Annotated in this window: 19 protein-coding genes; 10 read left to right on the plus strand and 9 right to left on the minus strand. The window is 70.0% G+C overall.

What is annotated here, in order from left to right:
• Window positions 1-181 precede the first annotated feature (181 nt).
• Window positions 182-1,249 (minus strand): septum site-determining protein Ssd, encoded by a 1,068-nt coding sequence (gene ssd, locus AB0E90_RS16305; protein WP_360405150.1) that lies wholly within the window; start codon window positions 1,247-1,249, stop codon window positions 182-184.
• 215 nt (window positions 1,250-1,464) lie between these two features.
• Between ssd and AB0E90_RS16310 the strand changes: the two genes are divergently transcribed.
• Together AB0E90_RS16310 and AB0E90_RS16315 are read left to right on the plus strand one after the other, a co-directional pair.
• Entirely contained in the window at window positions 1,465-1,833 is a 369-nt protein-coding gene (locus AB0E90_RS16310) for an STAS domain-containing protein (protein WP_360405153.1), read from the plus strand.
• 307 nt (window positions 1,834-2,140) lie between these two features.
• Window positions 2,141-2,938, plus strand: a complete 798-nt coding sequence (locus tag AB0E90_RS16315; protein WP_360405156.1) for an HAD-IB family hydrolase — start codon at window positions 2,141-2,143, stop codon at window positions 2,936-2,938.
• Between the two features lie 567 nt (window positions 2,939-3,505).
• On the opposite strand, the gene AB0E90_RS16320 is transcribed toward AB0E90_RS16315, so the two are convergent.
• Together AB0E90_RS16320 and AB0E90_RS16325 are read right to left on the minus strand one after the other, a co-directional pair.
• Window positions 3,506-3,982 (minus strand): PH domain-containing protein, encoded by a 477-nt coding sequence (locus AB0E90_RS16320; RefSeq protein WP_360405159.1) that lies wholly within the window; start codon window positions 3,980-3,982, stop codon window positions 3,506-3,508.
• Window positions 3,983-4,041: 59 nt separating this feature from the next.
• Window positions 4,042-4,773 (minus strand): oxidoreductase, encoded by a 732-nt coding sequence (locus AB0E90_RS16325; RefSeq protein WP_360405162.1) that lies wholly within the window; start codon window positions 4,771-4,773, stop codon window positions 4,042-4,044.
• A 224-nt stretch (window positions 4,774-4,997) separates the two neighbouring features.
• On the opposite strand from AB0E90_RS16325, the gene acs reads away from it, so the two are divergent.
• From acs to AB0E90_RS16350, 5 genes are all read left to right on the plus strand, one after another.
• A complete protein-coding gene (acs, locus tag AB0E90_RS16330; protein ID WP_360405165.1) occupies window positions 4,998-6,986 on the plus strand; it encodes an acetate--CoA ligase in 1,989 nt (662 codons plus the stop codon).
• A 269-nt stretch (window positions 6,987-7,255) separates the two neighbouring features.
• Window positions 7,256-9,589, plus strand: a complete 2,334-nt coding sequence (locus AB0E90_RS16335; protein WP_360405482.1) for an immune inhibitor A domain-containing protein — start codon at window positions 7,256-7,258, stop codon at window positions 9,587-9,589.
• Between the two features lie 114 nt (window positions 9,590-9,703).
• A complete protein-coding gene (locus AB0E90_RS16340; RefSeq protein WP_360405168.1) occupies window positions 9,704-10,168 on the plus strand; it encodes a hypothetical protein in 465 nt (154 codons plus the stop codon).
• 86 nt (window positions 10,169-10,254) lie between these two features.
• Entirely contained in the window at window positions 10,255-10,725 is a 471-nt protein-coding gene (locus tag AB0E90_RS16345; protein ID WP_360405171.1) for a hypothetical protein, read from the plus strand.
• Between the two features lie 47 nt (window positions 10,726-10,772).
• The gene (locus AB0E90_RS16350) at window positions 10,773-11,687 is read left to right on the plus strand and encodes an alpha/beta hydrolase (protein ID WP_360405174.1); all 915 of its coding nucleotides are present in this window, start codon (window positions 10,773-10,775) and stop codon (window positions 11,685-11,687) included.
• Here the strand turns inward: AB0E90_RS16350 and AB0E90_RS16355 are convergent.
• The 5 genes from AB0E90_RS16355 to AB0E90_RS16375 all read right to left on the minus strand — a co-directional run bounded on the left by AB0E90_RS16355 (window position 11,674) and on the right by AB0E90_RS16375 (window position 17,007).
• Window positions 11,674-12,420, minus strand: coding sequence for an MBL fold metallo-hydrolase (locus AB0E90_RS16355; protein ID WP_360405177.1), 747 nt, complete (start codon window positions 12,418-12,420; stop codon window positions 11,674-11,676). The two genes, AB0E90_RS16350 and AB0E90_RS16355, sit on opposite strands and share 14 nt — an antisense overlap.
• A 9-nt stretch (window positions 12,421-12,429) precedes the next feature.
• Window positions 12,430-12,795, minus strand: a complete 366-nt coding sequence (locus tag AB0E90_RS16360; RefSeq protein WP_360405180.1) for a hypothetical protein — start codon at window positions 12,793-12,795, stop codon at window positions 12,430-12,432.
• Entirely contained in the window at window positions 12,792-16,049 is a 3,258-nt protein-coding gene (locus AB0E90_RS16365; protein ID WP_360405183.1) for an SseB family protein, read from the minus strand. The genes AB0E90_RS16360 and AB0E90_RS16365 overlap by 4 nt, the downstream gene beginning before the upstream one ends.
• 310 nt (window positions 16,050-16,359) lie before the next feature.
• Window positions 16,360-16,656, minus strand: coding sequence for a WXG100 family type VII secretion target (locus AB0E90_RS16370; RefSeq protein ID WP_360405186.1), 297 nt, complete (start codon window positions 16,654-16,656; stop codon window positions 16,360-16,362).
• A 30-nt stretch (window positions 16,657-16,686) separates the two neighbouring features.
• Window positions 16,687-17,007 carry a WXG100 family type VII secretion target gene (locus AB0E90_RS16375; RefSeq protein WP_360405189.1) on the minus strand — a complete coding sequence of 107 codons (321 nt, stop codon included), beginning with the start codon at window positions 17,005-17,007 and terminating at the stop codon, window positions 16,687-16,689.
• Between the two features lie 287 nt (window positions 17,008-17,294).
• Here AB0E90_RS16375 and eccE point away from each other — a divergent pair, with 287 nt between their 5' ends.
• The 3 genes from eccE (at window position 17,295) to rarD (ending at window position 20,632) form a co-directional block, all read left to right on the plus strand.
• A complete protein-coding gene (gene eccE / locus AB0E90_RS16380; RefSeq protein ID WP_360405192.1) occupies window positions 17,295-19,151 on the plus strand; it encodes a type VII secretion protein EccE in 1,857 nt (618 codons plus the stop codon).
• 72 nt (window positions 19,152-19,223) lie between these two features.
• Window positions 19,224-19,607, plus strand: coding sequence for a phage holin family protein (locus AB0E90_RS16385; RefSeq protein WP_360405195.1), 384 nt, complete (start codon window positions 19,224-19,226; stop codon window positions 19,605-19,607).
• 80 nt (window positions 19,608-19,687) lie between these two features.
• Window positions 19,688-20,632 carry an EamA family transporter RarD gene (rarD, locus tag AB0E90_RS16390; protein ID WP_360405198.1) on the plus strand — a complete coding sequence of 315 codons (945 nt, stop codon included), beginning with the start codon at window positions 19,688-19,690 and terminating at the stop codon, window positions 20,630-20,632.
• Between the two features lie 15 nt (window positions 20,633-20,647).
• Here rarD and AB0E90_RS16395 read toward each other — a convergent pair whose 3' ends face one another.
• Complete coding sequence (locus AB0E90_RS16395; RefSeq protein ID WP_360405202.1) at window positions 20,648-21,307, minus strand: hypothetical protein; 660 nt, start codon at window positions 21,305-21,307, stop codon at window positions 20,648-20,650.
• Between the last annotated feature and the right edge of the window lie 53 nt (window positions 21,308-21,360).

Here is a 21,360-nt window from a genome sequence, read left to right on the forward strand (position 1 = left end):
ACGTCATGCCGAGCCCTCCTTAGGCATGCTCTTCTGGCCCTCGCCTGCGGCCTCGGCGAACAGGTTGCGGAAGTGCCGCTCGGTGCAGGCGGTCATGCCGAGCCCTCCTTAGGCATGCTCTTCTGGCCCTCGCCTGCGGCCTCGGCGAACAGGTTGCGGAAGTGCCGCTCGGTGCAGGCGGTCATGCCGTCGCCGGGCTCTCGCTGAACAGATCTCGGAGCAGCCGCCGGCACAGTTCGGCCAGCGGGCCCTTGCCGGTGGCGGCGGGTGGGGCGCCGCGTTCCATTGCCTGGCACATCGCCGGCTCCGGCCGCAGTGAACCGGCCAGGGGCAGATGAAGGGCCGCCGCGATGTCGCGGGCCTTCAACCGGCCGGGTGCCGGACCGCGCACCACCACCGACAGCTCGTCGCGGTGGAAGCGGATCGTCTGGGCGATCCGGGCCGCGCCCGCGGTCGCCCGCAGCTCGGCCGGAACGATCAGCACCGCCCGGTCGGCGGACTGCAGCGCCAGCACGGAAGCGTCGTCCAACTGCCGAGGTAGGTCCGTGATGATCACGTCACGACCGCGACGGCCGGCGTCGAGGGTGGCGGCCATCGCCTCGCCGGGCACGACCGGCGACTCGTCCCGGGCGAACGACAGCAGCACCAGGTCACCGCGGTGCGGCAAGGCGCGCAGCAGGCTGGGCGGGTCGACCCGGCCGCCGGCGCCGGTGAGGGCGGGCCAGCGCAGGCCGTCGATCCGCTCCCAGCCGAGCAGCAGGTCGAGGCCGCCGCCGAGCGGGTCGGCGTCGACGAGCAGAGTGCGGTGCCCGGACGAGACCGAGGTGATGGCGAGCCCACCGGCGAGGATGCTGGCGCCCGCGCCGCCGCTGCCGCCGATCACGGCGAGAATCCGGCCCAGCGGCCGGCCCTGGTCCTCGGCGAAGCGGTCGACCAGCCACGGCTCGCCGTCGGGCAGCATGCACGCCTCGACCGGCCGCAGTTGGAGGATCGCGTCGGGCACATCGGGTGGCCAGGACCGGCTGCCGACCACCACGACCCGGGAGCGGCGCGGTAATCGGGCGGCCGAGCAGGCGACGGCCTGGTCGGCGCCGATGACCACGAGCGGGGCCGAGCTGTATCGGGAGCGGGCCGCGGCCGGATCGGCGGCCACCACGACCTCGGTGCCACCGGCGGCCGCGAGCCGGAGCAGATCGTCGAGCAGGTCGGGGTCGGCGGTCACGACGAGTGGCAGGTGCGGGACGGGCATCGTGGCTCCAACTCGGCGTCGGTCAGGTGAGGCGCCCACCTTCGCGGCGTCGCGTCGGGCCGGGCAACGCCGCGGCCGACTGCCTGTGGATAACTCGCGGTTCTGTGGATAACTCCCGCCCAGCAAGTCGATCTGCTACGCGAAAGGGAAACGAGGGGAGTGAAACTCGATGCGGTTGGGTATGTTCGGCCGCACACAGACCGATGGGGTTTTGCATGGAAAGCTCAATCCAACGCACGCGCGCCGACGACGAGACGGCCACGGTCACCGTGCACGGAGAGATCGACTTCGCGAATTGCGATGAGCTGGCCGCGTGCATGCGCGAGGCCGTCGAGGAATGGTCCCCGCAACTACTGCGGGTCGATCTGCACGACGCCACGTTCATCGATTCGACCGGCTTGGGCGCCCTCATCGAGGGTTACAAGGCAGCCGTCGGCGCCGAGAGCCGCTTTACAGTCGTAAATCCGACACTTGCCTTTCGCCGCGTGCTCGACGTGACCGGCCTGTCGGACTTGTTCGGACTGAGCGTCATCGAAGAGCAGACCTTGGAGCAACCCGAAACCGCGCAGGCGACAGGCGCATAGGGAACGACCCCCGTCGGGGGAGACGGGGGCCGTCCGAGGATTCGGCTCCGGGGGGGTCGAGCCGAATCGACTCGGTGATCGCGGGGGGCGCAATCACCGAGGGTTCAGGTGCTTGAACGCGATCGTGCAACATGAATCCCGATCGCAACAGGACTAGCATGCCTCACGGAACCGCACCCGTCGAGTACCGATTGTTGCTCACTGCGAACGTGCTGCCCGTCTGACCGATTTCACAGCGCGTCACCGCCGTCGCCCCGGCGCGCCGGGGAACGCGCCGGGGCGCGACTTCCGGCTACACTTTCGGCCCGTGGGCCGCAGCGCCGCGTTTTTCGACCTCGACAAGACCGTCATCGCCAAGTCCAGCGCGCTGGCCTTCGGACGGCCGTTCTATCGTGACGGCCTCATCAGCCGCCGTGATGTCGTCAAATCCGCTTACGCACAGCTGATGTTCCGGCTGGGTGGCGGCGGCGACGAACAGGCCATGGCCCGCACCCGTGACTACCTGGCCGCGCTGACCAAAGGCTGGCGCGTCGAGCAGGTGCAGCAGATCGTCGCGGAAACGCTGAACGAGCTCATCAACCCGTATGTCTATGCCGAGGCGGCCACGCTCATCAGCGAGCATCAGGCGGCCGGCCGAGACGTGGTCCTGGTGTCGGCGTCGGGCGACGAAATGGTCCGCCCGATCGGTGCGCTCCTCGGCATCACCGACGTCATCGCCACTCGCATGAGCATCGTCGACGGTCGATACAGCGGAGAAATCGAGTTCTATGCGGCCGGCCCCAACAAGGTGGTCGGCGTCGAGGAGTTGGCCGCATCGCGCGGTTACCAGCTGGCCGACTGCTACGCGTACTCCGATTCCGCGAGCGACCTTCCGCTGCTGGAGGCGGTCGGTCATCCGAGTGCGGTGAACCCCGATCGCCCACTGCGCCGGGCCGCCATCGAAAACGGCTGGCCGATTCTCGATTTCCGCAATCCGATCCCGGTCGGGAAACGGCTTCGAGACCGCCCGGCCGTCCCGGTGGCCGCCGCTCTGGGCGTCGGCGTGGGCGCCGCAATCGGCTTCGTCCTCTACGCCCGCCACCGCCGTTCCCGAGCCCTCGCCTGAGGCATTCCAAACCGACTGCAAACCCTTCGGAAGTACGCGGTGGACAAGCCCCCGCCGCTTCGCCCGGGCCGGTTGCAACTCACCCTCCGCGCGCCGCCGTCGGGCGGCCCGCGACAAGACCGAGGCCCGGAGCCAAGCGGCCAAAGGTCGGACGTAGCCGCGCAGTGAGCAGCGCGAATGGCTTTGGTCTGACTAATCTGAAACGCCAGATTTGCCGGGCTGAAGCCCTGGCGATCAAGCCGCGACGGGCGTAGAAAGAAACGGCGAGACCGGAAGCGGAAGACCTGGAGCAAGCGGGCCTGATCGAGAGAAAAGGCCTGGCCAGGAGATCGGGAGACAGGCACGTCGAGGGTCGGGATACCTGACTTGTCGGCGGTGCGGGCCACCCGGTCGCGGCGGACGGATCTCGCGCACGGCCACCGGGAACCCACGCGCGATCAGCCACGGCAGGCACGTTGCGACGGGACCTCAGCCGAGAGGCTTGTGGACTGTCGACAACGACTCAGGTGCACGCTTGATAGCCCGGTCCGGACGCGCATAGCCGGCGCCCCTCGCGGGACGCCGGCTCTACGCGTTCAGGGCTTCCAGATGCCGGGAGCGCAGCTCCTGATAGACGGCCCGGAAGACGCTGGGGCGGGCGTGGAAGTCGACGCCCTTGGCCCAGAGCTCGGTGTTCACCGTCGAGCCGTCACGGCGGTCCAGCAGCACGGTCATGCCCGACTCGATCTCGAACGGGCCGACCCGGTGGGTGGCCCGATGCAGCCGCACATGCGCGATGTCGTGCCAGCGGAGTGTGCGCGATCGGATCAGGCCGTGGATGCGCAGACCCTCGGCGCCGACGTAGGCGCCCATCTGCAGGATCCGGTGGGCGCCGATCACCCACACGGCCGCCATCGCGCAACCGACCAACCGGACGCCGTGCCCGGCCAGATCGAACTGACGAATGGTGGCCCAGGTCAGGAAAGCCAACGCGACCGCCTCCCAGGCGATCACCAGCCAGCGACCGGGGCCGGGAGTGTAAGGGCGGGTGAAGGTCTCGTCCACTCGAGCGAGTATTCCAGCGGTCGGGCGGGCCCGGACATCCCCAAACAAGGTCTGACCATTCAGACAGACGCCAGTACGCCATCACCGATGCGGCTGATCTCCTCCGCGGCCACCGTGACCGCCGAGGCGTAGTGCCGCAGCCACGAGCGAACCCCGTCCGGGGTGCCGGTGGCGTAGGCGCCGGCCGATCCGACGTACTCCGGCTCGCGCTCGCGGTGTCCGACCTCGACCGCCACCAGGCCTCTCGGGTCGAAGCCACGGTTGATCAGGGTGAGCCGGGCGGCCGCCCGGGCCACCACGCCGGCCGGGCCGGCGAACGGGCGCAGCGTGATCAGCTCGGCGTGCACGATCGCGGCCAGCAGCAGCGGCGGGGTCCGGTCGTTGCCCGCCACCAGCGCGGACAGCGCGTCGATCCGCTCGGCGCCACCGGTCAGCCGGCCCAGGTCGTCGGCCGGCACCACCCCGCGGGCGGCCAGCACGTGCAGTTTGGCCAGGGCCTGGCGGGGAGCGCGGGGCCACAGGTCGACCAGGCCGCCGATGCCCTCAGCGACCCGCAGAGCGCCCTGGACGACCGGATCGGTGACCGTGCCACCGCGTACATCATCAAGGTCGTAAGCGTTGCCCTCCAGCGCCGCGCTCGCCACCGCTGCTCGCAGGCTGGCCTCGGCGGCCACCTGGCCGCCGTGCCGCCGCAGCGCCCGATGCCGCATGGCGGCATCCACCCGGTCACGGGCCTCGGCCAGGGCCGGAGCGACGTCAGCAAGATCAAGCAACGGTGCGAGAGGGTCCACCCGAACACCGTAGCCGGAAAAAGGCTGGAAACATGGGGTGCGCAAACGGGCTCACAACTGGCAAGATTCGCGCAGTATCAAGCACCAACCGGTCATCCAGCGCGCCCATCGGACCACCGGGCGCGCTGGTCGACAGCAATTCTCGCCGGTCGTCACCGGCGGAACTAGTGTCAACAACGAAGCCCCGGTCACGCATTGAAGAGCAGTGAAGAGGAGCCGCCCTCATGAGCGATAGGACCCTGGAGAACCTCTCTTCGGAGACGCGGACGTTCCCGCCGCCGGAACAGTTGGCCGCGAACGCGAACGTCAAAGCCGGGGAATATGAGGAGGCCGCCACCGACCGGCTCGCCTATTGGGCGAAGCAGGCCGACCGCCTCACCTGGGCCAAGCGCTGGGACGAGATCCTCGACTGGTCCAACCCCCCGTTCGCGAAGTGGTTCATCGGCGGTGAGCTGAACGTCGCGTACAACTGCGTCGATCGGCACGTCGAGGCCGGTCACGGCGACAAGGTCGCGATCCACTGGGAGGGCGAGCCCGGCGACACCCGCACGATCACGTACGCCGATCTGCTCAAGTCGGTCAGCCAGGCCGCCAACACGCTCACCGAACTGGGCGTGAACGCCGGCGACCGGGTCGCGATCTACCTGCCGATGATCCCGGAGGCCGCGGTCGCGATGCTGGCCTGCGCCCGGATCGGCGCCACCCACAGCGTCGTGTTCGGCGGCTTCTCGGTCGACGCGCTCTCCACCCGGATCCAGGACGCCGACGCGAAACTGGTCATCACCGCGGACGGCGGTTACCGGCGGGGCAAGCCGTCGGCGCTGAAGCCGACCGTCGACGAGGCCGTCGCGCAGTGCCCCAGCATCGAGAACGTGCTGGTCGTGCGCCGCACCGGGCAGGACGTCGCCTGGACGGACAAGGACAAGTGGTGGCACGAGACGGTCGAGCAGGCCAGCGTCGAGCACAAGGCGCAGCCGTTCGACAGCGAGCACCCGCTGTTCATCCTCTACACGTCGGGCACCACCGGTAAGCCGAAGGGCATTCTGCACACCACCGGCGGTTACCTGACCCAGACGTCGTACACGCACAACGCGGTCTTCGATCTGAAGCCGGAGAGCGACGTCTACTGGTGCACGGCCGACATCGGCTGGGTCACCGGCCACTCGTACATCGTCTACGGCCCGCTCTCCAACGGCGCCACCCAGGTGATGTACGAGGGGACGCCGGACACCCCAGGTCGCGACCGGTTCTGGCAGATCGTCGACAAGTACAAGGTGTCGATCCTCTACACCGCCCCCACCCTGATCCGCACGATGATGAAGTGGGGCGACGACATCCCGGCCGGTTACGACCTGTCGTCGCTGCGCATTCTGGGCAGCGTGGGCGAGCCGATCAACCCGGAGGCCTGGATCTGGTACCGGAAGAACATCGGCCACGACAACACTCCGGTCGTGGACACCTGGTGGCAGACCGAGACCGGCGCCGTGATGATCTCGCCACTGCCCGGCGTGACCGCGTCGAAGCCGGGGTCGGCGATGACTCCGCTGCCCGGCATCTCCGCCGATGTGGTCGATGACACCGCTGAATCCGTACCCAATGGTGGTGGTGGGTTCCTGGTTCTGCGCGAGCCGTGGCCGTCGATGTTGCGCACCATCTGGGGCGACGACAAGCGGTTCCTCGAGACTTACTGGTCGCGGTTCGGCGCGGGCGCCGGCCAGGGCGACGAGTGGATCTACTTCGCCGGCGACGGCGCGAAGCGGGACGACGACGGCTCGCTCTGGCTGCTCGGCCGGGTCGACGACGTCATGCTCATCTCGGGTCACAACATCTCCACCACCGAGGTGGAGTCGGCCCTGGTGTCGCACCCCTCGGTGGCCGAGTCGGCGGTGGTCGGCGCGACCGACCCGACCACCGGCCAGGCGATCGTGGCGTTCGTGATCCCACGCGGCAATGTGGACACTTCAGACAATAAGGGCGAGGAGCTCACCGTCGAGCTGCGCAACCACGTGGCCAAGAAGCTCGGCCCGATCGCCAAGCCGCGCCAGATCATGCTGGTGGCCGAGCTCCCGAAGACCCGCTCCGGCAAGATCATGCGGCGGCTGCTGAAGGACGTTGCCGAGCACCGCTCGCTCGGCGATGTGACCACGCTGCAGGATTCGGCAGTGATGGATCTCATTTCGGCCGGGATGAATACGGCAAAGTCCGAAGACTGACCTTATTTCGGACTACAACAGCCGGTGACGCGCAAAGCGTCACCGGCTTTTGTCCTTTATGCCGGTCCTCGTGTTATGACCAGGGCATAGTTTGTAACTGATCTCTATCGATTCACTGTGCGCACGCCGTGCATCGCTGTGTTTGCATACGTTTACCTCCAGCCCCGAATCCCGGGGCCGTTTTTTATGCCGGGCCCACCCCTGCGCCCGGCCATATAACGGAGGTATGCGTGGTGCGCAAGGTGGTCGCAGGACTGCTTGGCGCCGCGATGGTCACCAGCGTCGGAGTTCTGCTCCCCGCGGTGGCTCAGGCGGCACCCCCGGTTGATCCGGCTCCAGCGGCGAGCTCCCGCGAGAAGTCGGCTCCCGCCATCGACGATCTGCCCAACCCGCTGGAGGACAAGCGCCGCGCACTGCGCGAGCAGGCGGTGTCCGATGTGGTCAGCGGCAAGGCGAAGCCGATCGAGAAGAACGGCAGCAAGGTCGTCAAGGTCGGGCACACCAAGGGCGGTCCCGGCAAGAACGGCAAGGACCAGTACGTCGAACTCGACAACCAGCGCACCGACCGGATCTTCGTGATCCTGGCCGAGTTCGGTAACGAGCGGTCACCCAGCTACCCCGACGTCGACTCGGACCCGGCCACGCCCGGTCCGTCCACGTTCGAGGGTCCGCTGAACAACTCGATCCCCCAGCCCGACCGGACCAAGGACAACTCCACGGTCTGGCAGGCGGACTATTCCCCCGACTTCTACCGCAACCAGTACTTCGGCACTGGCGCGAACACCGAGTCGGTCAAGAAATACTTCGAGGCGCAGTCGTCCGGCCGGTACAGCGTCGACGGCGAGGTCACCGACTGGGTCAAGGTGCAGTACAACGAGGCCCGCTACGGCCGCGACGTCTGCGGAAGCCACGTCTGCACCAACGTGTGGGCGCTGGTTCGCGACGCCGCCAACAAGTGGGTCGCCGACCAGCAGGCCGCCGGCCGCTCCGAGGCCGACATCACCGCCGACCTGAAGTCGTTCGACCAGTACGACCGGTACGACTTCGACGGCGACGGCAACTTCAACGAGCCGGACGGTTACATCGACCACTTCCAGATCGTCCACGCCGGCGGCGACCAGGCCGACGGTGACCCGCAACAGGGTGAGGACGCCATCTGGAGCCACCGGTGGTACGCGTACTCCACGCTCCAGGGCACCGCGGGCCCGTCGGGCAACCTGCTCGGCGGAACCCAGATCGGCAACTCCGGCATCTGGATCGGTGACTACACCATCCAGCCGGAGAACGGCGGCCTCAGCGTCTTCGTGCACGAGTACACGCACGACCTCGGCCTGCCGGACGACTACGACACCAGCGGCCTGGGCGACAACAACAACGAGTACTGGACGCTGATGGCGCAGAGCCGTCTCGGCGCAGCCGGCGACCAGGCCATCGGCACCCACCCGGGTGACCTCGGCGCCTGGAACAAGCTCCAGCTCGGCTGGCTCAACTACACCGCGGTGGACGCCGGTAAGAAGAAGGTCGTCCAGCTCGGCCCGGAAGAGTTCAACTCCAAGAAGTCGCAGGCCGTCGTCGTGAACCTGCCGCCCAAGGAGGTCACCACCGATCTGGGCACGCCGTTCGCCGGAACCAAGCAGTATTTCTCCGGCAACGCGGACGGTCTCAACACCACCGCGACCAAGGACATCGACCTGACCGGCAAGACCTCCGGCAGCGTCAGCGTCAAGGGCCGCTACAACATCGAGCAGGACTACGACTACCTCTACTTCGAGGCGTCGGCGGACAACGGCACCACCTGGACGCCGCTGAACGGCACGGTCGACGGTGCTCCGCTGCCGGTCGACGCGAGCGACGTGCCCGCGCTGACCGGTGACTCGGGCGGCGCGTGGAAGGACGTCTCGATCCCGCTGGACGCCTACGCGGGCAAGGCGATCAAGTTCCGCCTGCACTACATCACCGACGGTGGTGTCTCGGCCGGCGGCTTCTTCGGCGACGAGCTCACGGTGATCGCGGACGGCGCCACGGTTTCGGTCGACGGCGCCGAGGCCACCCCGACCTGGACCCTCGCGGGCTGGTCGGTCGTCGGGTCGAGCGTGACCAACGACTACGCGCACTACTACATCGCGGGCAACCGCAGCTACACCTCGTACGACAAGTACCTGGCGACCGGCCCGTACAACTTCGGCTGGCCGTCCACGAAGCCGGACTGGGTGGAGCACTACAACTACCAGACCGGTCTGCTGATCTCGTACTGGGACACCTCGCAGGCCGACAACAACACCAACGAGCACCCGGGTGAGGGTCGCAACCTCTACATCGACGCGCACCCGAAGCCGTTCAACAACGTCAACGGCGTCCCGTTCCGGTCGCGTGTCCAGGTCTATGACGCTCCGTTCAGCCTGTACCCGACCGACGGCATGCTGCTGCACGTGGACGGCAAGCCCTCGGTGGTCTGGCCGCAGCTCCCGTCGCCGGTCTTCAACGACAAGTCGACGTACTACTACGACACGCTGCCGAACCAGGGCGTCAAGCTGCCCAAGGTCGGCGTCAAGATCGGTGTCGTCAGCCAGAGCGGCACGTCCATGACGGTTGCCGTTTCCTGACACCTGCACCATCCAGCGACAGCGCCCGGGGAGTGATCTCCCCGGGCGCTGTCCCTTTTCGAGGAACGTCACGCGCCGCCCGCGCGTCTGATGAGGTGCGCTTTGGAGGTGCTCATGAACGGCAAGATGTTGGTCGCGGTGGCGGTGACGGCCGCGTTGGCCGGGTGCGGTGCTCAGGACGTACACACGGAAAGCGGTGCTTCTCCCCCAGCTGTTGAGTCGGCCTCGCCGGAGACGTCCTCGTCTCCGGCCGTTTCGTCCTCGTCGCGTCCGGCAACGGCGACCACGACGGCGACTGGCGGCATTCCGGCCAGCCCGCGGCCGAGCGGTCCGCCCAAGGGCCCGACCGATCAGATCAAAACCACGGCCTGGGTGGTGGGCACGGTGACGGCGGACAGTTCCGGTCCGTGCTACGGCCTGGAGACCGATGACGGTACGCAATACGCGCTGTACGCCGCGAATGGCCCGAAGCTCACCAAAGCTTCCCGAATCCGGATCAAGACCGGGCTCATGAAGGCCAAGATGTACTGCGGCCCCGGCCGCGCCGTGGAAATGGTCTCGTCCGAGCCGGTGCGCTGACGTGAATCCCGCTAGCCTTTACCGCCGCGACACGTTCACGGGGGTAGATGTCATTGCGCAGGTCAATCTCGATCGCCATGGTCTCGGTGGCGGTAATCGCCGGCTGTTCACACGACAAGCCGGAAAAATCTGACGTCGGGTCGGCGCCGATCGCCCAGCCCGGCATCAGCGCCGCATCCGCCGGGGCTGATCCGGCCGTCGTGCCGCTTCCCGGCCAGTCGGCCGGCGCGGTGGCCGTCGTGCCGGGGAACACGGCTGCTCCGGCCACGACCCGGGCCCGCGTCACCGCGACGCCGTCCCACCCGGCCAACCTGCCCACGCGCAACGCCGCCGCACTGCAGAACGCCTGGATCACCGCGACCGTCACCCGGGGCGGCAACGGGCCCTGCTACACCCTCACCACCAGCGCCGGCGTGACCTACTCGGCGTACTCCACGCAGGGGATCCAGTTGGCCGACGGGGCCCACGTGCGCGCCCGGATCACGCCCGGCACGACTCCCCTCAACTGTGGTTCGGGACGCCCGGCCCGGCTGGAGCGTGTCCAACTCGCCGGGTGAGCCGACGCGACGGCCCCGGCTCGACCCGAGCGCCTAGTCTTGTGGCCATGGTTGACGAGTCGAGTGTCCTGGTGGAGGGCCCCTGGACGCACCGTTTCGTCGGCGCGAACGGCAGCCGCTTCCACGTCGTCGAGGCAGGCACCGGCCCGCTCGTGCTGTTCCTGCACGGCTTCCCCGAGTTCTGGTGGGCGTGGCACGACGTGATGACCCGGGTCGCCGACGCCGGCTTCCGGGCCGTCGCCATCGACCTGCGCGGTTACGGCGCCAGTGACAAGCCCCCGCGCGGCTACGACGGCTACACCATGGCCGCCGACGTCACCGGCGTGATCCGCGCGCTCGGCGAGCGCTCCGCGATGATCGTCGGCGCCGGTGCGGGCGGCATGATCGGCTGGGCGGCCGCCGCCTTCCACCCCAAGCTCGTCAGCCGGCTGGTCGTCCTCGGCGCCGCGCATCCGCTGCGACTGCGAGCGGCCCTCTTCGCCGACCCGCGGGGCCAACTGGCCGCCTCGTCGACGGTGCTGCGCTTCCAGGTCCCCCGCTACGAACATGTCCTCACCCGCGACAACGCGGCGCTGGTCGGCGAGCTGATGACCCAGTGGACCGGCCCCACGTGGCGGCAGACGGCCGAATTCACCGAGTACGTCGATCGATGCCGGGAAGCCATGCAGATCCCGCAGGCGGCGTTCTGCGCTCTCGAGGCGTACCGCTGGGTGGCCCGCAGCGCCCTTCGCCTGCAGGGCTACCGGTTCGTGAAGCTCATGCAGCACCCGCTGATCACGCCGACGCTCCAGCTGCACGGCGCACTCGACACCGCCACGCTCCCGCGCACCGCCCAGGGCTCCGGCCGTTACGTGATCGCGCCCTACGAGTGGCGCCTGATCCCGGACGCCGGCCACTTCCTCCACCAGGAGGCCCCCGACGTGGTCACCGGCGAGATCCTCCGCTGGCTCAAGACCTCCTGAGCAGGTACGCCTGGGCCAGCTGGCGCAGGCGGGCGCGGTCGAAGCTGTGCCCGTGGCCGGGATGGACCACGGACACGTCGAGGCCGGCGAGAAACTCCATGCTTCGCCGGTAGGCCGGCACGTCGGAGTTCGGCAGGTCGTCGATCAGGCCGCCGTCGTAGATGATGTCGCCGGAGAACAGGGTGCCGGTGCGCTCCTCCAGCAGGGCGATGCTGCCCGGCGTGTGGCCGGGAAGGTGCAGCACGGTCAGGACCCGCCCGCCCAGGTCGACGCGGTCGCCGTCGTCGAGCGTGCGCCTCACGGTCATCGGTTCGACGCGGTAGGCAGCCGGGTCGTAGCCGGGGCCGGGCAGCATGTCGATCATGAGCTCCGGCACCGGCTCGCCCGCGGCGTCGATCCCGAGCTTCTCGTAGAGCTCCGGCCCGAACAGGCTGGCCGGCACGCCCGCCGCCAAGAGCTCCGCCTCGGCGGGGTGAGCGGCCCGGTCGGCGAACTCCGGCGCCCCGCCGACATGGTCCAGGTGCGCGTGGGTGAGCAGGACCATCGGGTCGCGCTCGAACAGGCCGGGGATCGCCTCCCGCAAGGCGACCACACCGAGCCCGGCGTCGATCACGATGTCCCGATCGTCGCCGCGCAACCACCAGAGGTTCGCCGACAGCAGTTCGTTGACGTGCGGTTCCGAGATCCGGACTACGCCGACACCCGCGTCGGCCTGCGAGTACCAGTCAGCCATGTCTGACCGCTAGATGCGCTGTTCGTGCAGGTCGGAGACCTCGTGGGCCGGCGCCCACGACTGGTAGACGCCGTAGTCGAACTCCTCCAGGCCCAGCTGCCGGGCCACCGGGGCGCGGCCGCCGGTGTATTCCACCCGCAACCAGTTGTCGGCCTCGCCGAGCACCAGGAACGGCGCGCCACGCCACACGCACATGGTGCGCACGTAGACCAGCTCGTCGTACTCCTCGGGGGTCAGCACCCGCACGTAGCGACCCGGCTTGATCTCCTCGAAGCCGTCGGCCGGCTGGGTGCTGTAGATCCGCACGTCGTCGCCGTCCGGAACGGCGTCGAACTCGTGGCCCTGCCAGGTCACCACGTAACCGTCGCGAATCACTGCTCACCCACCCGGCGCCACTGCGGACCGTCGTTGTCGAAGATCGCGATCATGTGCTCGGAGCCGTCCGCGTCGATGCGCCACAACTGGGCGCCGTGCGGCAGGCGGACACTGTCCACCTTGAACTCGGCGACCACGTCGCGGCTCTCACCGGGCGCAAACCCGTTGCCCCGGAACGGCGGCCGCTCGATCACCCAGCCGTCCATCGCCTTGAGCGCCTGCTCGTTCTGCCCACCGTAGGGAATCCGGTACAGGCTGGGCCGGTAGGCCGGCCAGCGCAGAACGTAGGCCTCCTTGGCCTCCGACTGGTGCGGCGAACCGTCGTAGGTGAGCCCGAGCGCGCCGAACAACTCGGCCGGCGTGCGCAGATGCTCGACCTCGGTGGCCCGGTGCACGAACCCGGCCACCCGGTCGTAACCGCGCTCCAAGTAATAGTCGACCTGCTCGGGCGGCAGCGTCTTCTGCATGACCGTGGCGTGCTGGGCGTCGTCGTTGACCGGGGCCGGCGCCGGGATCGGCTCGTCTTGCTCGTCGTGCTCGCCGTCGGCGCCCAGCCCGGCCTCGGCGGCCCAGCTGGCCAGCGCGATCACCTGCGGGCCCGGGTAACGGGCGCCGACCGGGGTGCGCGGGTTGACCGCGAACGACCACGACGGGTCCGGCCAGTTGCGGATCAGCTCGTAGAACCGGACGCTCACCGTGCGGGTCGGCTCGGCGAAGTGCTCGGCCAGCCGGTCCTTGCTGGTGAAGACGACCAGGAACTGCTCGCCGTCGATCTCTTCGGTGCGGAACGCGAAGCCGGACTCGCCGGGTGCGCTGCCGGGCCGCGAGTGGTTCGCGACCGGGACGAGCACCGTGGCCAGCAGCAGCGTCGACAGGAACCGGTCGGTGCTGCCCGCCTCGGCCGCGTCGTACAGGTCCCGCTCGACCTCGTTGGCCGGCACGAACGGCTCGGCCGACGGGTTCTGCGCCGGCATCGCGCCGGACATGACCGGGCGGCCCACCGGCGGCACCGGCATGGCGCCGCGCACCTCCAGCGGCGGCTGCTCGGTGTCGAAGCGGGCGGGCCGGTCGCTGCCGGGCGAACCCGGGATGACCGGCGGGCTCATGCCGGGCCGGGCCGGAGCGCCCTGCGCCGCGGCGGTCGCGGCCCGCTCGGCCGGTGTCTTGAACGCCGGGAACGACGTCATCGGCGCTGCCTGCTCGCCGGCCGAGGCCGCCTGGCGACGTGGCAGCGGAGTGCCGAAGCCGGGCGCGGGCTGGTCGGCCACGCCGGACCGCTGCGCGGCGGCGGCCTGCGGGGACGCCGGACCCTGCGGGAAGCCGCTGGCGCCCGATTCCGCGGACGGCTGGCGGCGCGGCAGTTCCGGAAGCGCCGGGGCGGGTGGCGGAGTGGCGGCGGCGCCGGCCCAGCGCGGGTCGACCGGCGGCTCGTCGAGCGGGCGGCCGGCGATGTGCTCGGGCACCGGCGGGGTGTTCGCCATCGGTGTGCGCACCGGCAGCCCACTCGGGCTCTGCAGCGATCCACGCGGGTCCGGATGATCGCGCGGGTCCTGCTGACCACGAAGATCCTGCTGGCCGCGCGGGTCCTGCTGGCCACGAAGATCCTGCTGGCCGCGCGGGTCCTGCTGGCCACGAAGATCCTGCTGGCCGCGCGGGTCCTGCTGACCACGAAGATCCTGCTGGGCACGCATGTCCTGGTGGCCGCGGGTGGCTTCGCCGAGGCGGGAGCCGGGCCGGCCGCCGTCGGCAGCCGCGGGCTGCTCGCCCGGGATGGACGGTGGGCGGTAGGCCGAGGGGACCGACGACGGGCCGGCCGACACCGGGCCGGCCGACACCGGGCCGGCCGACACCGGGCCGGCCGACACCGGCACCGCGGAAACCGGGCCGGACGGCGGCGTGCGTGACGGTAGACCGCTCGGCATCACGCCGCTCGGCGTGCGCACCGGCAGCCCGCCTGGGCCGATCTGCGGCTTCTCGGGTTGCTGGGCCGCGGCCGGCGGTGCGGCGAACGGTGCCGGTGCCGCCGATGGTTGCGGCGACGCAGCGGGCTGCGGATCGGCGCCCGGAGCCGGCTGCTCGTCGGCGGCCGGGAAGTAGGGCATCTGGTTGGCGGCAGCCGCCTGCGCGTATCCGGGCGGACCGCCGAGGGCGGACGAGGAACCACCGGACCCGGCGCCACTCGCGGCCGGCGCGATGACCGGAGGCGCACTGATCGGCTGCGGATAACCCGCCGGCGGAGCACTGCTGGGCCGCGGGTAACCGGCCGAGGCACTGCTGGGCTGCGAATAACCCACCGGAGCGCTGCTGGGCTGCGGATAGTCAGCGGCCGGAGCGCTGGTCGGCTGGCCATAGCCGGCCGGCGGCTGGCCATAGCCGGCGGCTGCCTGGCCGTAACCGGCGGGCGGCTGGCCGTAGCCCGCCGGGGGCTGGCCATAGCCGGCCGGCGGCTGGCCGTAACCGGCCGGCGGCTGGCCGTAACCGGCCGGCGGCTGGCCGTAACCGGCCGGGGGCGCGCTGTTCGGCTGCGGATTGCCGGCCGGCGGAGCGCTGCTGGGCGCCGGGTCGTTCGCCGCCGTTACGCCCGAGGCGCCGGCGGTCCGCTGCGGGAGCCCGGACGGCGAGAGATCGACCGGGCCCAGGTCGGCCGGTGGCTGCTGACCGGCCATGGCCGGCGCGGCACTGATGGGCTGCTGCGGGAAGGCCGCCGGCGGGTTCTGCCCCAGCGCGACCGGCTCGTGGGTCGGGCCACCGGGCCCGGCGCCATCGCCCTGCTGCGCGGCGGCCGCGTTGGCGGCCATCGCGGCCGAGTGCAGATCTTGGATGCGCGAGGCCGACGGCGCCTTCTCGCGGCCGGGGCCACGGGTGGGCAGTCGCAGGTCACCGCGGGACAGCTGGGCGACGAACCAGGCCGGAAGGTAACCCTCGATCGGCAGGCCCGGGTTTACCGCCAGCCACCACTCGAGGTTCGGCCAGGTGTTGGCCAGCTCGGCGTAGGCCACGCGACGGGCCGAGCCGGTGTAGTCGGCCAGGCACGACTGCAGCGCACCCGACGAAGTGAAGGCCAGCACGTGAGTGCGGCCGCCGGTGCTCCAGGTGCCCCAGCCGAGCGGCGCGAGGCCCGCGAGAGCATCGGCCGAGACCGGCAAAAATAGGTCAACCCCGGACAGGATGCGGAAATACGACTCTTGGTCGTCCGTTCGCAACGCATCCCGCATAGCGGACTCGGCGTCCGTAGCCGGTTCCCACTCGGACACGTCCACCTCTCCCCACCGCGCGACGAGGCCATCTCAACGCGTACAACCTACAAGGTCAGGCGGCGATCACAATGGGCGGCGGTGCGCAGACCGATAAGTGTTGTGTACGGCGCCCTCGGTATGACACCCGAAGCGGTCCGGCAGCGCAAATCGGTCGCTGGGCGCGATCATTTAAGCACTGATCGTAGTCCCGGTGGTCAATTTGGCCAGTACGCGATCGGGGGACATCAAACACGTAAGAACGGACTAAACGGAAACGGTCGGCGCAGCCGCGTGGGCTGGTCCGACCGTTTCGCCGTCGAGCAGGGCCTTACGAGAACCGGTTGGTCGCCTGCTTCTCGGTGTGGATGTAATCCTGGGCGGACTCGTCGACCGCCTTCTTGATGTTCGACAGGATCTGCTGCAGGTCCTGCGAGGCGTTCTGCCACTTGGTCTGCCGGGCTGCGTAGGCCTGCTTGGCCTCGCCGTCCCAGGTCCCCGACAGCCGCGCGCCGTCGCGCTCGAGCTGGCTGAGCGAGTTCTGAAGCTTGCTGACTGCCTTTGCGATGTCGCCACTCGCGCCCTGCAGCGCGGCGAAGTTGACGAGCAGTGTGCCGTCACCGGCCATGATCTTTACTTCCTTCCCCGTGTCCGGGCGTCAGAGCGGCAGGCTGAAGCTGCCACCGCTGCTGGTCAGCTTGCTGGCGGCGCTCGTGTCGGTCGAGTCGTAGTTGATGCCCGAGGCACGGATCGACTCGGCGGTCTCGGCGAGCGCCTGGTTGAGCTGCTTCAGGTCCGACTCGTACTGAACCTTGACCTGCTCGAACGCCTGGGCGCCCATGCCCTTCCAGGCACTGGTGAGGTGCGACAGCTCGGTCATGAGCTGGCTCAGCATGGTCTGGAGCTCTTGGTTGACCGTGTCGAAGTTCTGCGCGGCCTTCGCCATCTCGTGCGCTTGAGCTTGCGTCTGTCCGGCCACCCGGACTTCACCCCGCTTTCTTGTTCGGTTGCCGAAACGCCGGGAGCCCTCATAGGGTCCGTTGCATCGACATGGACCACCACGTTAGCCCGGCCGCCCAACCGAGGCGGCAGGCCGCGATGGGCCGCCTGTTGCCTTCTGTCTGTTGCTGACGGTAGCGACCCGGGTCAATCTGCGATACCCCGTCATCGGGACCTGTGGATAACCTCGCACCCCCTGCGGCGGCCCGCGAAGCCATACGATGGGCCCCGCACGAGGTGGAACACGGGGAAGGACCGGTGGGCGCAGTGACGGTGGGAGTGGCGGACGGCCGGGACTACCGCGATCTCTCCGGCCGGGGGAAGCCGTTACCCAAGGTCAAGACCAGGCCGGTCCGGGGTGGACGGTTGCTCGGCGTTCGCGCGACTCAACTGGTCGGCACCCAGGTCGCCCTGGTGGCGCTGCTGATCGGCGCGATCAACGGCCCGGTCGCCCTGGCCGCCGGGGCCGTGCTGGCGCTGGCGATCCTGGCGCTGACCTGGCTGCGGATGCGTGGCCGCTGGGTCTTCCAGTGGATCGGTGTCGCGATCCGCTTCGGCAGCCGGCGGCACACCGCACCGGCCGACCCCGCGCCGGCGGCTCTGCTCGAGTTCGTCGCGCCCGGCTCCAGAGTGGAGCAGGTCGAGATGGCCGGCGACCCGGCCGCCGTGATCGTCAACGGGCTCGGCCTCACCGCCGTGCTCGAGCTGGGCGACCCGGCCGGCCTGCTCGCCGAGGAGGCGGCCGAGCTGCCCTCCCCGGCCTCGCTCCTTCCGGCGGCCGGCGCCGACCATCCGCCGGTCGTCATCCAGTTGCTGCTGGCCGGCACCCCGGCGCCGTCGCTGCGAGCCGGCTCCGGCACCCCGGCCAACTCCTATCGCCAGCTCACCGAGGGCCGCCTGCTCGGGCACAGCCGCGCGCTGCTGGCCGTGCGGGTGCTGCGGGCCGAGGGCTGGGCCGACGAGGAGCTGTTGCGCGCGCTCTCCGGCCTGGTCCGCAAGCTCACCCGGCGACTTTCGGCGATGCCGGCCCGGCCGCTCGGCGAGGCCGCGGCGCTTCGGGTGCTGACCGAGCTGGCGCACGACGAGGGCGCCGGCCCGGCCCAGGAGACCTGGCCCGGTCTGCGGGTCGGCGGCCTGGCGCAGACCACGTTCCGGCTGGTCCGCTGGCCCGACATGCGGGTCGAGACGTCCCGCCGGCTGGTGACGCGGATGCTCACCCTCCCCGCCGCGGCCACCACGGTGTCACTGACCGCCGGTCCGCGCCCGGCCGCCGGGCCCACCCCGGTCGACCTGACCGTCCGGCTGGCCGCGCCCGAGCCGACCTCGCTGGGCATTGCCGGGCAGGCGCTGCGCAAGGTGGTCGCCGCCGAGCACGCGCACGTCCGCCGGCTCGACGGCGAACACCTGGCCGGCCTGGCCGCCACCCTGCCACTCGGCAGCGGCGAGCCCACGATCGTGCCCGGCCTGCCGCCCGACGGCGTCTACCCGGCCGAGAAGACCGACGGGCTCAACCTGCCGGTCGGCACGTCCGGCCTGATGCTCGGCCGCAACCGGCACGGCAACCCGGTGGTGGTCCGGCTGTTCCGCCCCGAGCAGACCCGCGCGCTGCTGATCGGCGGTGTCCGCTGCGCCCAGCTGGTCGCGCTGCGGGCGATGGCGCTCGGCGCCCGGGTGGTCGTGCAGACCGCCCGCCCGCAGGCCTGGGAGCCGTTCGTCCGGGGCGCCGCGGTGCCCGGCGAGGCGATCGCGGTGGTTCCACCCGGCCGGCCGATCGAGGTCGCTCCCGGCTCGGCCCTGCACCCGCTGCTGGTCGTGGTCGACGTCGGCCCGGTCGGCGCCGATCCCCGGCCCGGCGCGGGCTGGCAGGCCAGCCTCGTGGTGCGTGACGAGTTCAGCGCGGCCGACGTCGACGTCGCGTCCCGGGCCGACGTGCTGTTCGTGCAGCCGCTGCGCCCGGAGGAGTCCACGCTGCTGGCCGGCACGCTCGGCCTCGGCGAGGTGGGCCAGTGGCTGACCCGCATCCGGCCCGACATGGTCGGCGTGGTCAACCGCCGCGCGGTGCGCTGGGCGGCCCTGGCGCAGACCCCGATCGAGGGCCAACTGATCGGCCCGGTGACGAGATAAGCAGGGAGTAACGCAAAAGATCGGCGTGGTGCCATATCCGGCAGTGGCATGATCGTGGCACCATCGCTGGCCATGGGAATCCTCATCCGGCTGGTGATCACCGCCGTTTCGCTGTGGATCTCGACCCTCGTGATCAGCGGGATCGAGCTGACCACTGATTCGGTCTCCAAGAAGATCATCACGCTGCTGGTCGTCGCGGCCATCTTCGGCATCGTCAACGCGGTGCTCCGCCCGATCATCAAGGTGGTCGGCTGCGGGCTGTACGTGTTGACGCTCGGCCTCATCGCGATCGTCGTCAACGGCCTGCTGTTCATGCTGACCAGTTGGATCGCCGGCGAGTTCGACCTGCCGTTCCACGTGGCCGACTTCTGGCCGAGCGCGGTCCTCGGCGCCCTGCTCGTCGGGGTGGTGAGCTGGCTGCTCAACATGCTGGTCCCGGACGGCTCCGACGACTGATCCTCGGCAAGACCGCGCCGCTCCCGTGAGCTGAACCATATGCAAGGACCGTTTCGATGGAACGGCCTTACCGTGTGGGCATGAGCGAGGAGCGGCGCGGCTATCTGTACGGCCTGACGGCGTACGTGATGTGGGGTTTCTTCCCGATCTATTTCAAGATGCTGCGCCCGGCCTCCCCGCTCGAGATCCTCGCGCACCGGGTCATCTGGTCGGTGGTGTTCGTCGCCCTGCTGCTGAGCGCCATGCGCAACTGGCGCTTCCTGACCCGGGTGCTGCGCTCGCCCCGGCTGTTCGGCGGCATCTCACTGGCCGCGGTGCTCATCGCGATCAACTGGGGCACGTACATCTACGGCGTCAACTCGTCGCGGGTCGTCGAGACTGCGCTCGGCTACTTCATCACCCCGCTGCTGCTGGTGCTCCTCGGCGTGACCGTGCAGCACGAGCGGCTACGGCCCTGGCAGTGGGCCGCGGTGGCGGTGGGTGGCATCGCGGTCGCGGTGCTGACCGTCGACTACGGCCGGCTGCCCTACATCGCGCTGCTGCTGGCCGCCAGCTTCGGCACCTACAGCCTGGTCAAGAAGCGGCTGTCGCTCCCGCCCGCCGAGGGCCTGTTCGTCGAGTCCTCGGTGCTGGCCGTCCCGGCGCTGGTCTACGTGGCCTGGCTGACCACCGCCGGGGACGCGAAGTTCGGCCATGTGTCGACGTCGCACACCGTGCTGATGGTGCTTTCCGGGATCGCCACCGCCGTACCCCTGCTGCTTTTCGCGGCGGCCGCCAACCGGGTCTCGATGACCGGAATCGGCATCCTGCAGTACGTGGCGCCGATCCTGCAGCTCGCCGTCGGCATCCTGATCTACCACGAGCCGATGCCGCCGGCCCGCCTCGCCGGGTTCGGCCTGGTCTGGCTGGCGCTGGTCATCTTCACCACGGACGCCATTCGACAGGCGCGGAAGACCCGCAAAGGAACGGCGACCGGACCGACGGCCGCCACCGTCGAACCGGTCACCGCACTGCCACCCCGCTGACCCGGAATCAGGGAGTCAGGGGACGTCGTAGGCGAGCATCGGCGTGCCGTCGAACCGCACCAGCTCGAGCCGGGTGAGGCTGCCCTGCCCGAAGTGGGTCGCCCCGTCCATCTCGAACTTGCCGCCGGGCGCTGCCTGCCAGGAGCCGACCTGCTCCTGTTCGTTGTCCCGCCCGTACGCGATCAGCCGGAACGAGGACGGCTCGCTGCCGCTGTAGGCGCACTGGAGGTCGAGCTTCGTGCCCCCGGCCGTGCTGGCCATCCGCACGCTGGCGGTGACCGGCGAGGCGCCCTCGACCCGGGTCATCGCGACGGCCGGCCCGAGCGGCGTGCCGGCCGGTGTGCCGCCCCGAGCGAAGGCCAGCACGCCGATCCCGATCAACCCGACCAGGATCACGGCTGCGGCGGTGCTCAGTAGGCGTACACCAAAGGTCTTCCGGCGTTTGCGACGCCCGCCGGAAGGCGCCGCCGAGGCCGCCATGTCCCGCAGCGAGGCGCCCGGATGATCCCCGGCCGTCAGGGTCGGGTCGAGAAGTTTCGCGAATTCCTTGGCGTCCAGGCGGTTGAGCAGATCGGGCAGCGCCGAGATGTCGGCAACCGCTTCCCGGCAGAACGAGCAGGTCGCGAGGTGGCGCTCGTAGGCAGCGCGCTCGGCGGCCGAGAGGGCACCCAACACATACGCCCCGTCATCGTGCTCATGCTCACAGTGCACCCTGTCACCACCCTCCG

The sequence above is a fragment of the Actinoplanes sp. NPDC026619 genome (assembly GCF_040638295.1).
Lineage (GTDB): Bacteria > Actinomycetota > Actinomycetes > Mycobacteriales > Micromonosporaceae > Actinoplanes.

Bases quoted from the DNA above. Each gene is read 5' to 3' on its own strand.
- ssd (WP_360405150.1), bottom strand. From the start codon at position 1,249: ATGCCCGTCCCGCACCTGCCACTCGTCGTGACCGCCGACCCCGACCTG.
- AB0E90_RS16310 (WP_360405153.1), top strand. From the start codon at position 1,465: ATGGAAAGCTCAATCCAACGCACGCGCGCCGACGACGAGACGGCCACG.
- acs (WP_360405165.1), top strand. From the start codon at position 4,998: ATGAGCGATAGGACCCTGGAGAACCTCTCTTCGGAGACGCGGACGTTC.
- AB0E90_RS16335 (WP_360405482.1), top strand. From the start codon at position 7,256: ATGGTCACCAGCGTCGGAGTTCTGCTCCCCGCGGTGGCTCAGGCGGCA.
- AB0E90_RS16340 (WP_360405168.1), top strand. From the start codon at position 9,704: ATGAACGGCAAGATGTTGGTCGCGGTGGCGGTGACGGCCGCGTTGGCC.
- AB0E90_RS16350 (WP_360405174.1), top strand. From the start codon at position 10,773: ATGGTTGACGAGTCGAGTGTCCTGGTGGAGGGCCCCTGGACGCACCGT.
- AB0E90_RS16355 (WP_360405177.1), bottom strand. From the start codon at position 12,420: ATGGCTGACTGGTACTCGCAGGCCGACGCGGGTGTCGGCGTAGTCCGG.
- AB0E90_RS16370 (WP_360405186.1), bottom strand. From the start codon at position 16,656: ATGGCCGGTGACGGCACACTGCTCGTCAACTTCGCCGCGCTGCAGGGC.
- AB0E90_RS16385 (WP_360405195.1), top strand. From the start codon at position 19,224: ATGGGAATCCTCATCCGGCTGGTGATCACCGCCGTTTCGCTGTGGATC.
- rarD (WP_360405198.1), top strand. From the start codon at position 19,688: ATGAGCGAGGAGCGGCGCGGCTATCTGTACGGCCTGACGGCGTACGTG.